General features: G+C 74.1%; 13 protein-coding genes. 2 read left to right on the forward strand and 11 right to left on the reverse strand.

Going from position 1 to position 11,892, the window contains the following annotated elements:
* Positions 1 to 75: 75 nt before the first annotated feature.
* The 3 genes from ACQP0T_RS03065 to ACQP0T_RS03075 form a co-directional block, all read right to left on the reverse strand.
* A complete protein-coding gene (locus ACQP0T_RS03065; RefSeq protein WP_433871195.1) occupies positions 76 to 651 on the reverse strand; it encodes a hypothetical protein in 576 nt (191 codons plus the stop codon).
* 87 nt (positions 652 to 738) lie between these two features.
* Complete coding sequence (locus ACQP0T_RS03070) at positions 739 to 2,202, reverse strand: FAD-dependent oxidoreductase (protein WP_433873579.1); 1,464 nt, start codon at positions 2,200 to 2,202, stop codon at positions 739 to 741.
* 249 nt (positions 2,203 to 2,451) lie between these two features.
* Positions 2,452 to 3,186, reverse strand: coding sequence for a GNAT family N-acetyltransferase (locus tag ACQP0T_RS03075; RefSeq protein WP_433871196.1), 735 nt, complete (start codon positions 3,184 to 3,186; stop codon positions 2,452 to 2,454).
* Between the two features lie 191 nt (positions 3,187 to 3,377).
* Here ACQP0T_RS03075 and ACQP0T_RS03080 point away from each other — a divergent pair, with 191 nt between their 5' ends.
* Together ACQP0T_RS03080 and ACQP0T_RS03085 are read left to right on the forward strand one after the other, a co-directional pair.
* Positions 3,378 to 4,229 carry a helix-turn-helix domain-containing protein gene (locus tag ACQP0T_RS03080; RefSeq protein WP_433871197.1) on the forward strand — a complete coding sequence of 284 codons (852 nt, stop codon included), beginning with the start codon at positions 3,378 to 3,380 and terminating at the stop codon, positions 4,227 to 4,229.
* Positions 4,226 to 4,420 (forward strand): DUF397 domain-containing protein, encoded by a 195-nt coding sequence (locus ACQP0T_RS03085; RefSeq protein ID WP_433871198.1) that lies wholly within the window; start codon positions 4,226 to 4,228, stop codon positions 4,418 to 4,420. Before ACQP0T_RS03080 ends, ACQP0T_RS03085 begins: the two co-directional genes overlap by 4 nt.
* A 253-nt stretch (positions 4,421 to 4,673) precedes the next feature.
* On the opposite strand, the gene ACQP0T_RS03090 is transcribed toward ACQP0T_RS03085, so the two are convergent.
* From ACQP0T_RS03090 to ACQP0T_RS03125, 8 genes are all read right to left on the reverse strand, one after another.
* Entirely contained in the window at positions 4,674 to 5,048 is a 375-nt protein-coding gene (locus tag ACQP0T_RS03090; protein WP_433871199.1) for a hypothetical protein, read from the reverse strand.
* Entirely contained in the window at positions 5,041 to 7,803 is a 2,763-nt protein-coding gene (locus ACQP0T_RS03095; RefSeq protein WP_433871200.1) for an FtsK/SpoIIIE domain-containing protein, read from the reverse strand. The genes ACQP0T_RS03090 and ACQP0T_RS03095 overlap by 8 nt, the downstream gene beginning before the upstream one ends.
* A 97-nt stretch (positions 7,804 to 7,900) precedes the next feature.
* Entirely contained in the window at positions 7,901 to 8,152 is a 252-nt protein-coding gene (locus ACQP0T_RS03100; RefSeq protein ID WP_433871201.1) for a hypothetical protein, read from the reverse strand.
* Positions 8,153 to 8,155: 3 nt separating this feature from the next.
* The gene (locus ACQP0T_RS03105) at positions 8,156 to 8,416 is read right to left on the reverse strand and encodes a hypothetical protein (RefSeq protein ID WP_345367343.1); all 261 of its coding nucleotides are present in this window, start codon (positions 8,414 to 8,416) and stop codon (positions 8,156 to 8,158) included.
* A 103-nt stretch (positions 8,417 to 8,519) separates the two neighbouring features.
* Positions 8,520 to 9,356, reverse strand: a complete 837-nt coding sequence (locus ACQP0T_RS03110) for a hypothetical protein (RefSeq protein WP_433871202.1) — start codon at positions 9,354 to 9,356, stop codon at positions 8,520 to 8,522.
* Between the two features lie 56 nt (positions 9,357 to 9,412).
* Positions 9,413 to 9,757, reverse strand: coding sequence for a PRC-barrel domain-containing protein (locus tag ACQP0T_RS03115; protein WP_433871203.1), 345 nt, complete (start codon positions 9,755 to 9,757; stop codon positions 9,413 to 9,415).
* A 424-nt stretch (positions 9,758 to 10,181) separates the two neighbouring features.
* Complete coding sequence (locus tag ACQP0T_RS03120; protein ID WP_433871204.1) at positions 10,182 to 10,985, reverse strand: alpha/beta hydrolase; 804 nt, start codon at positions 10,983 to 10,985, stop codon at positions 10,182 to 10,184.
* 66 nt (positions 10,986 to 11,051) lie between these two features.
* Positions 11,052 to 11,720 (reverse strand): DUF4232 domain-containing protein, encoded by a 669-nt coding sequence (locus ACQP0T_RS03125; RefSeq protein ID WP_433871205.1) that lies wholly within the window; start codon positions 11,718 to 11,720, stop codon positions 11,052 to 11,054.
* Between the last annotated feature and the right edge of the window lie 172 nt (positions 11,721 to 11,892).

Raw genomic sequence — 11,892 nt, forward strand, 5'->3', positions numbered from 1 at the left:
CTGGTCAGAACCGGCGGATGGGGCGAACGCGAAAAAGTGTCCGGTTCGCCACCGTCCGTGGTGGAGCGTGCCCGGTCAGTCGTCGTCGTGCAGGTCGTCGGTATCGATGTCGTGCAGGTCGACGTCCGCGGTGTCGGGGTCGTCGTCCGAATCGCACACCCCGAGCTCCGGGCCTTCCAGGCCGAAGTCGGTGACCCGGTCGTCCGGACCGAAGGCGAAGCGGTACTCGTTGGCGTGGTGACCGGGCACGTCGGCCTCGTGGACGAATCCGGTCGGGCCTTCCGGTTCCAAGTCGGGGTGGGCGGCGCGGACCTCGGCGAGGGTGGACCCGTACCCGATCCCCCCGGGCGTGCGGATGCGGTCGGTGCCGCCGATCATCACCACGCCGAGCCGCGGGTCGATGAACACGCCGCTGCCCGGGTTGGCCTGGCCCTCGTCGGAGCGCAGCCGGTAGAAGACGCAGTCCCCGGGCTGCTGCCGGTCCACCAGCAACCCGGTGGCCACCGCCTGCTGCTCGCTCTGCCCGAGCTGCAGCGTCCGGTACCCCTCCGGGCCGAGCGCCGCGCCGCCGACCGCACCTGCCGTCGCCGTCCCGCCGAGCGCCACGACCGCCGCGAAGGCGCCCACCGCGCCGAAAGTCCGTCGCACCATCCGATCCCCCCGTCTCCGCGCGGCGCCCCCTGCGCCGCGCCGTCGATGCTGCCCGCGGCCGGGGGTGAACGCATCTCCGGGCGGCGGCTACCCCGCGAGCACCCCGTGCAGGGCGCGTTCGACGAGCGCGGTCACCGCGGGCCGGGCGGCGTCCCGGCGGGCGGGGTCGAGGCCGATCCTGCTGCGCCGGTCCAGCACGTCCTCGGCGTCCAGCGCGGCTTCGTGCCGCACCGCCCACAGCACCTCGGCGGCGGTGAGCGCGACGTCCGGGGCGACGCGCTCGGCCAGGTCCGGGTCGAGTTCGGCCAGCGAAGCCACCCGCGCCGCCTCGGTGCCGTACTTCGCGACCAGCCGCGGGTCGGCGGGCACCTCGGCCAGGTGGCGGCGCTCGGTCGCGCCGACCAGCGCGATGGCGGTGGTGCGGGACGGTCCCGCGGGCAGCGCGGCGGCCCGCACGGCGGCGTCCACGGCTTCGGCCGCGGCCTTGCGGTAGGTGGTCAGCTCCGCGTCGAGCACCGTGACGACCCGGTCGGGTGAAGTCCGCACCACCGGTCCGGGGCCGGGGTGGTCGGCGGGGCGGGCGACGAGCCCGGCGAAGGTCCCGAGCACGTGCTCGCGGCCGACCGGTCGGGACAGCACCGCGCTGATCGCGGCCAGCAGGTCGTCCACATCGGATTCCGGGAGGGCCGGGGCGCCGGTGGCCGGGGCTTCCGCGCTGCTGAGCAGGGCGGTGCCGTCCGGTCGCGGGACCAGCAGCAGACCGCCGGGCGCGACCAGGCCGGTCCCGGCGAGCCCGGCGGCGTCGGCGTCGAGCAGCACGTGGCCGCTGCGGCGGGTGGTGAGCCGCAGGTCCTCGGCGAGCCGGTCGGCCCAGGCTCCGGCGGCGTTGATCACCGAGCGGGCCCGCACCCGCAGCGCTTCGCCGGTGCGCTCGTCGACGGCGTCGGCCCCTTCGGCGTCGACCGACCGCACCCGCACCCGGGTGAGCACCCGCGCGCCGAACGCCGCCGCGGTGCGGGCCAGCGCGACGACCAGCCGCGCGTCGTCGACCAGTTGGCCGGTGAAGCCGAGCAGCGCGGCGCGCAGGTCCGCGGTGCGCAGACCGGGGACCAGGGCGAGCGCTTCGGCGGTCGGGATGCGCCGCGGCGGAGGTACCACGTCGGCCGGGGTGCGCGCGGCGCGGCGCAGTGCGTCGTCGGCGTGCAGGGCCGCGGTGCGCAGCGCCTCGGTGCGCCGCGAGGTCTCCGCCGGGACCGGGGTCAGCAGCGGCAGCGTCCGGGTCAGGTGCGGTGCGGTGCGGGTCATCAGGACGTGGCGCTCGACCGCGCGCGCCCGGGCGTGCCGCAGGTCGGCGGGGACGTGGGCGGCGGAGGTCCCGGCGGCGGGCAGCCCGCCGCCGAGCAGTTTGCCGGACCAGCGCGACGATCCCCAGGCCAGGTCCTCGGCCTCCAGCAGCACCACCGACAGCCCGCGCGCCGCGGCGTCCAGCGCCGCACCGGTGCCGACCACGCCACCGCCGACGACCAGCACGTCGACCGCATCGTCGGCCATTGTGGACAGCTCGGTGGCGCGACGCGCGGCGTTCAGCGAGGTGGCGCGCAGCGACCCGGCGGGCAGCGGCGTGGTGCTCACCGCGGTCGGCTCGGCTTCGGCAGGTGGGACCGCATGTCCCCACACTACTGCCGCGCAGCCGGTGCGGGCATCCGTCGCGCGCCGCGCCCCGGGCGACCCGATGTGCTGATCAGCCCGGGATCGGCCCGGTGCGAGGGCAGCCCGGTGCGGGATCAGCCCGGTGCGGGATCAGCCCAGTGCGGTGACCGACCGGTACTCGAACCCCAGCCCCCGGTACAGCCGCAGCGCCGGGGCGTTGTCGGCGTCGGCCATCAGCGCCACGTCGCCGTGCCGGGCCAGCTCCCGGACCAGGAACGCGCAGACCATTGTGGACAGATGCTGGCCGCGGCTCGCCGGATGGGTCGCCACGCCCGCGATGAAGCGCAGGTCCGGGGCGGGCCAGGCGTCGGCGCCCACCGACAGCAGGGTCCCGTCCGCGCCGCGCACCCCCGCCCAGCGCACCGCGCCGGGATCGTCCGGGAACAGGTACGAGCGGGGGTTGGCGGTGCGCAGCAGGGCGGTCACCTCCGCGGCCGACCCGGCGGGCAGCCAGCCCACGCCGGCCGGGACGTCGGCCGGAGCGGGAGCGCGCAGGTCCATCCAGCCGAAGGTGCCCCGCACCGGCAGCTCCAGCCGGTCGGCCACCCGGTGCGCCAGGGCGGTCGAGGCGGTCACTCGCCACCGGCCGGGACCGAGCCCCGGCAGCAGCGCGGCCAGCAGCCGGGTCGCGTCGTCGGCGGGCCCGGTGAACAGCAGCCGGTCCGCCCGGTTGAGCCCGGGCGCCAGCACGGCCACTGCCGCGCCCGAGCACCACGCGGACCCGCGGGCGTGCGGGTGCTCGGGCATGAGCGCCTGGGCTCCCCAGCGGAGCAGGGGGTCCTCGGTCGCGGCGGCCACGGCGGCGGGGGTCGGCAACTCGCGCATCCCCCGATCATCGGCGTCGGCGGCGCGCGAACTGGCACCAGGTCGGCACCGGGCCGGGCGGCGCACAGGTGAACGGCGGGTGTCGACGCGGGATCGCGTAGTTCCGGAATCAAAAAAGGCGTCCGGATTTGCGCTGATCAATTCCCCGGTCGAGTGATCGAGAACCGCGAATTTCAGCCTATCCTGGTCTTATGGCCGGAGATGTCGAGCACCATTCCCCGCAGGCCCGGCTGCTCGGTGCTGAACTGCGCCAGCTCCGCACCGAAGCCGGGTTCACCGTTCGCGCGCTCTCCGCGGTCATCGGGCTGGGGCCCGCCGCGGTATCCCGCTACGAAACGGGCATCCGAACGCCGTCCGAGGAAATCCTCGGTCGGCTGCTCACCGCGCTGAGCATCGATTCCCGCCGATACGACGAGCTGATGGCGCTGGGGCGCCGGGCGCTGGGCGCCCACACCGCCGAATCCCGTTCCGGCCCCCGCAAGCACCTGCTCAACATCGCGGCCTTCGAACGGGCCGCCGACCGCATCGTGCACGTCGCGCCGCTCGTGGTGCCCGGACCGCTCCAGACCAGGGAGTACGCCGACGAGGTGATGTCCATCGTGTCCGGCGACGAGCGCGAGGTCCGGGTCGAGCTGCGGATGGCGCGCGGCGCGGCGGTGCTCTCCGGCGGACGGCTGGAGGCGATCGTCGCCGAACGGGTGCTCGCCGAAGGGCTCGGCGGCCCCGCCGTGATGCGCGGGCAGATCCGGCACCTGATCGACGTCGCGCGCGGCGGGGAGGTCCGCGTCCGGCTGATCCCGCGCGGCGGCCAGCGGTGGACGCTGGCGCACAACGGATCGTTCGTCCTCTTCGAATTCGAGAAGGCGGCGCCGATCGTGCACCTGGAGCACTACCGGGGCCCCGCGTTCCTCTACGACCAGAAGGACGTCGAGGCCTATCGCAAAGCGCTCGTCAACATGGACGGAACGGCCCTGCAGCCGGAGGAATCGGTGGAGCTCATGGAGGGCATCGCCGAGCAGTGGGAGAGGAGCCACGCATCGTGAGAGAACCGGAACCGGTCTGGCACAAGTCGAGCCGCTCGAACCCGAACGACTCCTGCGTGGAGGTCGGCCGCCTCGGGGACCGCACCGCCGTGCGCGACAGCAAGGACCACGGGGCCGGGCACCTCGCGCTTTCAGGCGAGCAGTGGGAAAAATTCCTCAAGGCCGTCTGTGGGGATCGGTTTCGGTCGTAGCAGCCAACCGGCGAAGCCGAAGCCGCCCACGCACGAGCCAAACCCGACCACCGTCAGGCAAGCGGCGAAGCCGCTTCCGCTTTGCCCCACGCACGCAGCTTGCACCGCCGCGGGTTCTCAGCGGCCTTTTCGCGAGGACAGCCGCGACGCCGTGTACGCGTTTGTACACGAGGAGCGGCTCCCGGAGCGAGAAGGCCGCTGAGGTTCCGCCACCCGCACCGCTCCGCAACCGACTCGGTGGTCGGGTCCGGGGTCAGCGTCGGTTGCGGCGGGAGAAGCGGGAGGCCTTGCCCAGGGCTTCGTGCAGGCCGAGGAACGCGAGCTGGACCATGCGCACCGACTCCTCGCCCGGCGCGGCGGGGGCGTCGCGGTCCGGTGCGGGCATCCCCTCGCCGCGGAACCAGCGTTCGTCCCAGAGCGCTTCCATCGCGGCGTTCCACCGCTTGCGCACCTCGGCGACGACCTCGTCGCGGTGGGCCTCGGACTCCTCGATGCGCTGCCTGCCCTGGGCCACGACCTCGCCGAGCTCGACGGCCCGGACCTGCTCGTGGCGGCGCTGGAACTTGCCCGCGGCGGTGGCCAGCGCGGTCAGCTCCTTGTAGCGGGCGGCGGCGGACTGCTCAGCCATCGGTCGCCTCCTGCGCTGCCGCCAGGTCGAACGGCAGGATCACTTCGGGACGGGAATGCGTCGCGCGGTCGAAGAACAGCCCGCGGCGGGCGCGCGGGGACCAGCTCACGACCTGCCCGGCGGCGAACGGGGACAGCTCGGAGCCGTGCACGTCGAAGGCGACCCACGCACCGATGTCGTCGACCGGGCCCATCCCGACGCTGGTCTTGACCCGCTGGACGCTGCGCCACCAGCCGAGGACGTGCACGCCGAGCTCCGGACCCTGCTTGAGCGCGGTCCGCAGGTGGTCCATCCCGCTGGGCTGCCCCGGTCCGGGCTTCTCCTCCAGCACGGTGTGCGCCGCGTCGGCGGCGTAGAGCAGCAGGTAGTGCGGTCGCGCCGCGGTCCGGGCGCGCACGGTGGCGGCGAGGTCGGCCAGCGCGGCGGCGATGCCGTCCATCCCGATCAGCGCGACGTGGTGCCCGGCGGCGCGCAGCGCCTCGGCGGTGGCGGTGGCATCGGCCGCGGCGTCGTCGAGCAGCCCGGCCACGGTGAACTCGGCGTCGCCGGGGGCGTGCTGGCGGGCCAGGGACAGCGCGGCGGCGCCGAGCACGCTGGTGGCGTCCTCGCGAACCGAGCCGATCACCGCGAGGTTGCGCCCCGGCGACTGCGGCAGCCGCACCGCCGCCGCGGTCCCGGCGACGTCGATGACCTGCCCCAGCAGCACCCGGGGGGCTCGTGCCGGGGCGCGCAGCGCGGTGAAGTCGGCGAGCTCGGAGAGCACCGGCAGGTTCGAGCCGTCGAACAGGCGCGGTGGCGCGGCGCCGGGTTCGCGCTGCTCCCAGAGCTTGCGCTGGAGCACGTCGAGGGTGTCGCGGGCGGTGGCGTCGGGGACGCGGGCGATCTCGTTGCCGTGCTTGACGCCGGATTCGTGGTTGACCACGGCGTGCCAGCGCGGCAGCTCCAGCGCGGCCTGGTTGGTCTCGGCCAGCACCCGCCGCGCCTTGGGCAGCGCGATCCGGAGGATGAACTGCTCGAAGATCGCGGGCTTGCCCCAGAACGCCTCGATGCCCGAGACGTCCTGGCTGGCCAGCACCAGGTGGATGCCCTGCGACCGGCCGCGCCGGGCGACGTCCTCCAGCAGCGTGGTGGCCTGCGCGGACACGGCGTCGCGTTCGGCGAACAGGTACTGGAACTCGTCGATGACCGCGACGATCCGGGGCCAGCGCCCGTCGGGGTCCTCGGCGCGCAGCTCCTCCAGCTTGGTGACCTCGTGCTCCTTGGCGACGTCGGCGCGCCGGCGCATCTCGGCGGACAGGAACCGCAGCAGCGCCAGGCCGAACTCGCGGTCGGCGTTGACGTTGACCCCGACGAGCTGGGCGTGCGGCAGCCAGGTCGGGTCGCGGCGGCCTGGGGTGAACTGGGCGAAGGACACACCTTCCTTGAAGTCGAGCAGGTAGAGCTCCAGCTCGTCGGGCGAGTACCGGGCGGCGAGGCTGCCCAGCATCCCGTAGAGGAAGTTCGTCTTGCCCGAGCCGCTGGGGCCGCCGATGAGGGTGTGCGGGCTGGCGTCACCGAGGCCGATCCACACCGGCTCGCCTTCGGCGAAGCCGACCGGCGCGTGCAGCCCGGCCGTCGAGCGCTGCGTCCACAACCGGTCGGGCACCAGGTCGGCGAAGGTGCGGACCCGGGCGCGCCGGGCCTCGAAGACCTCCGCGATCGCCGAGGACGCCTTGCTGATCTCGGGTCCGGGCGGCGCGTCGTCCAGCCGGACCAGCGCGTCCGGGCCGGTCGTGCTGGCGCGGGCGTGCTCGCCGTCGAGCAGCGTGATGGATTCGACGGCGCTGTTCACGGTCATCGTCAGGTCCACCGCGATGAGCTGGATGCCGCAGGCCAGGCCGTTGCGGGCGATCCGCTGGAGCTGCTGCTGCTGTTCCTCCCGCAGCGCCTCGCCGTTGCCGAGCAGCACCGCGATCCGCCACGGTTCGCTGCGGTGCCCGGTCTCGGCGGCCAGCGACCGCAGCGAGGTGTGCCCGCCCAGCAGCGATCCGGTGTGGATGCGCCGGATGTGGTCGGACAGCACTTCCAGCATCTCGTCGAGCCGGGTCGGGTCGTGCACGGTGAGCAGGCCGGCGCCGGTGAGCGGGTAGAGCCCGGGGAAGGTGCCGGTGAGCTGCGCGACGTCCCAGACGTGGACCCGGACCATCCCGGGCTGGAAGTGGCTGAGCAGCCGCAGCAGCAGGTTCTGCACCAGGGTCTCGGCGACGTCGGCGGAGGAGCCGCCGGTGCTGATCCGCAGGTGCGACTCGTCGAGCAGCGGGACGGCGGCGGGGAACGGGCGCGCGGCGGGGGCGTCGGGCACGGTCGCGGTGCCGATCCGCCACAGCCCGGGTGGGGTCTGCGCGGAGCCGACCCGACCGAGCCAGTCCGGCCACGGCTCACCCGCCGAGCCGGGGGCCTCGGCGTCGACGAGCGCGCCGATCCCGTCCGGGCCCCGCTCGGTCCACTCGGCGTAGTTCTCCTCGCGTTCCCGCAGCGCGGTGTTCAGCGCGGCGCGGAACGCCGGGTCGTCGGGCCGCTCGGTGACCTGCGCCGGATCGCGCCACACCGCGGCCACCCCGTGCTGGGCGATCCGCAGCGCGAACTCCTGCTCGGCGCGATCGGCGACGACGCGGGCGTGCTCGTTCTCGGCGGCACCGAGCGCGGCGGCGATGCTCGTGCGCAGGCGGTCGAAGGCTGCCTCGATGCGGACCCGCCGCTCGTTGCGTTTGCGCACACCTCACCTCGGGGACTTTTCGTCACGGACCGTGAGCAAAGTACCACCAGGAGATCGTCCGAGCAGTCCGCTGGCCACCTGACGGGATTTCCGGTGGTTACAGACGGGCGGCGAAATCGCGCAGGGTGTCCATGATCTGCTCGATCGCCGCCTGCGATCGCTCGATCTGGTCGTCCGCGCGGCCGTAGCCCGGCGGCACGACGGACTCCGGGTTCTCCGGATCCAGCCGGGTCAGCGCGGTGACCGCCTGCCCCAGCAGTTCCCGGCTCCCGGCGAGCTGGCCGCGGGCCTCGTCGAGGCGCTCCTCGACCAGCCGCAGCGCTTCGAGGACATCACCCAGCGCCGACACGGGTTACAGCCGCCCCGCGTAGCCCTCGGTGGAGGCGATCGTGGCGTTGAGGATGCTCTGCGCGCCGACGAGGGTCTGGATCACCTCGGCCAGCGATCCGTGCGCGTGCTGCATCTCCTCCTGCGCGCTGCCCTGGGTCGCTTCGGCGAGGGCCTGCTGCGCCTCCTCCAGGCCCATCGCGGCCTGTTGCAGCGCGGCGATGCTCTCGGTCGTCTTCTGGTTGGCCAGCGCGATGCCTGCGCGAACCTCTTCCACGCCTGCCATGTCTCTGGGCCCTCCGGCTGCTCGCGGGACGGGTGGTGCAACGATCAACAAGTTAGCGCCTGCGGCGCCCGTGCTCGCAGCCAGGGCGGTGCGGGCGGGCCGATCACGGCGAGCCGCCCGCCGCGACCGCTGGTGCGTCCACTGTGGAACGTGCGGCGACGATCTCGACGGCGCTCACCCCGCGGGCCGGAACCGGTCGCGCGGACCACCGCACGACGGCGCCGCGCTCGTCGAGTTCCGGCGTCGACCAGCCCTCGCCGCCCAGCGCCACCGCGGCCGAGCCCGCGATCTCCGCCGGTTCCCCCGCCGTCGGGCCCAGGTCCAGCTCCACCCGGACCACCGGTGGGGCGCTGCGGGAGCTCAACAGCTCGGCGGTCCGGGACAACCGGGCGGCCAGGGCGCGGGCCGGCCACTCGGCACCGGCGGCCCGGTCGGTGCGCACCTCCACCCGCAGCCGGAGCCGGGGGTGCGGTCGGCCGGACCCGTCGTGCTCGCCGAGCACCGGAGCGGATTCCGCAGCGGCGGGGGGTTCCGGCTCGGCCCGCCGCGCGGGCGTCAGCAGCGGCCCGTCCGACCACGCCTCGACCAGGATCCGCTCACCGCCGGGGACCAGCGCGGTGACGAGCTCCGGATGCTCCACCACCGTCCACGCCGTCGGCGGCTCGCAGGCCACGTGGTGCCGGGCGTACTCGGGACCGAGTTCGCGCAGGAAGTTGCGCACCGCCCGGGACAGCCCGGCGACGTGCCCGCCGGTGCCCGCGCAGTCCCGCGCGATCGTGACCGACCAGCAGCCGGGTTCCTCGTCGGAGCAGTCGCCGGACTGCACGATCCGGCCGCCGACGCGCTCCACCAGGGGACCGCACGCGGCGTGCGCGGATGGCTCGTCGTCGGCCGCGGCGACGACGGTGATCAGGAGTTCGAGTTCGGAGTGGGCAACCATCGCGCGAGCATTGTCCCGCACGGAGCCCGGAACACGAAGGGTTGATCAGGTGATCCCTACGCGTCCGCGGTGCGCGGCTCGTCGGCGTCGTCGAGGCCGTAGTGCGCGAAGAGGCTGGTGCCCTCCCGGTCGGAGAGGTGCCCGTGCTCGGCGTCGACCCGCGGTGCGCTCTTCACCCGCGCCTTGGACACCCCCACGTCCAGCCGGTCCTCGCTGGCGGCGGCGCCGTTGAGCGGGACGAAGGTCTCCCGGATGCCGAGCAACCCCATCCGCACCGTCACCCATTCGGGCTGCTGGGTGACGTCGTCGACGTAGACGTTGCCGACCCGGCCGATCCGGGCACCGTCCCGGTCGAAGACCGGTGTGCCGATCAGGTCCTGGGCGCGCTCGACATCCTTCATGGCCCCCCCGTTCGCTCGCCGTGGTCGCGGACCAGCCGCCGCTGGCCCCAACGTGCCCCCCAGGTCGCTGACCTGCAAGTCCGCAAGCGACACGCCTCACCCGAAGAGGTATTCCTTGACCACCTCCGCAGGCTCCGTTCAGCTTCCAGGTCCGAAAGCCGGAGGAGAAGGTCGCACGCCCCCGCACGCGCCGAACGGAACCACAGTCAGGCAAGCGGCAAGGCCGAAGTGCCCACGCACGCGCCATCAGCAACCACAGTCAGGCAAGCGGCGAAAGCCGCTTCCGCTTTGCCCCACGCACGCGCCACCAGCAACCACGGTCAGGCAAGCGGCGAAAGCCGCTTCCGCACTACCCCCCCCTCGCAACTTGCACGGCCGCTGAGGTTCCGCCACCGGCACCGCCACGCAACGGGACCAACCAGGCTCAGCGGCTCAGCGCTCTGCCGACGAAGGTCACTACGTCCTCCAGCACCTCGGCCCGGTTGGTCTCGTTGAACAGCTCGTGCCGGGCGCCCGGGTAGATGTGCTCGAAGAAGTCCTCGCCGCGCACCTGGTCGATGCCGTGCCGGGTGTCGGCCTCCGGGACCAGGTCGTCGTCCTCGCCGTGCAGCCACAGCGTCGGCACCCCCAGCGCCGGGCTGATGCTGATGTCCTCCAGGCACCGGTCGACGGTCTCCAGCGTCGGCCGCTTGAACGGGCCGTGCCAGACCAGCGGGTCCTCCGCGTAGTCGACGCCCACCCGCGGGTCGCGGGACAGGCTGGCCGGGTCGATCGGCGTCTCCGGGATGATCTCCAGCTCCAGCAGGTCCAGCACGTGCCAGGTGCCCAGCACCGGGGCCGACAGCACCAGGGCGGCCAGCTTGTCCCGGTGGAGCTGGGCGTAGCGGACCGCGAACATGCCGCCCATCGAGTGCCCGATGAGCACCAGGGGCAGCCCCGGATGCCGCTCGACGACCTGGTCGAGCACCGCGTCGAGGTCGGCGAGCACGGTCCCCGGGTGCTCGATCAGCGCCCGCTCGCCCGGCGAGTGCCCGTGCCCGACGTGGTCCGGCGCGCACACCACCGCGCGTGCGGCCACGAGCTGGTCGGCCACCCACCCGTACCGGCCGGAGTGCTCGCCGTACCCGTGCACGACCAGCGCGATCCACGCGGGGTCGTGCGGCTCCCAGGTGCGCACCCGCAGCTCGCCGCTGGGCACGCTGAACTCCTGCTCGGTCGCCTCGCTCATGGCGTCCACCCCAGCACACCGCGCCCGGCCCGGCCAGCACTCCCCGCCGACCGGGCCGCGCCCGTGTCACTGGTGGTAGGCGGTGCCGTCCATCGAGCCGAAGCCGCAGACCGGGCCGAACGGCCAGTCGACCCGGAGGGAGTCGGTCTCGTCCGGCGGGATCACCGCGAGCCGCGCCGGGGTGGGCTGGCACGGCTGGTCGACCGGTTCGCCCCCGTGCGGCACGGCCGTCCAGTGCAGCGTGGCGCTGGCGGTCTCGCCGGGGGACAGGGTGATCAGCGCCGGGCCCGGGTTCGGCACCCGCTCCAGGTCGGTCGGCAGCGGCGCGCCGTCCTGGCCGATCAGCTCCAGCCCGCCGTAGCCGTAGAGCGTGCAGGTCTGCCCGCTGGAGTTGCGCAGCACCAGCTCGGCGTAGCGCTGACCGGCGCCCGCGTCGCCCTCCTCGACCGTGCCGCTGAGCATCGAGGTGTGGCAGCGGGTGGTCTCGTCGGTGGGGCGGGCCGGCTGCTCCGCGTCGTCCTCGGTGACCGGGGTGCTCCCGGTCTCCGGCTCCTGAGCGGTCGCCGACACCGGTTCCGGCGCGGGCGGGGGTTCGGCGGGCGGGATGCTCATCCCGCTCAGCTCCCCGGACGAGGCGCCGCATCCGGACACCGCGGCGGCCAGCAGCAGCGCTCCCGCCGTGCACCAGCCGGCCCGGAACGGTCGGCGCGAGATCGTCGGACGTCGCGAGGTCATCGGGACCACCTCCACTTCCCCGCTCCTGCGGGGATCCTGTGCGGTTCTGCTGTTCGGGAGACGCGCGACCAGCACCGGGGTTGCCCACCGAACGAGTGGTCAACCCTGGGCCGTCCGGGTGGAGGCGGGCATAGCGGACGCGGCGGATCAACCGGGAACGAAAATGAAGAAG

The sequence above is a fragment of the Saccharopolyspora sp. CA-218241 genome (assembly GCF_050954615.1).
Lineage (GTDB): Bacteria > Actinomycetota > Actinomycetes > Mycobacteriales > Pseudonocardiaceae > Saccharopolyspora > Saccharopolyspora cebuensis.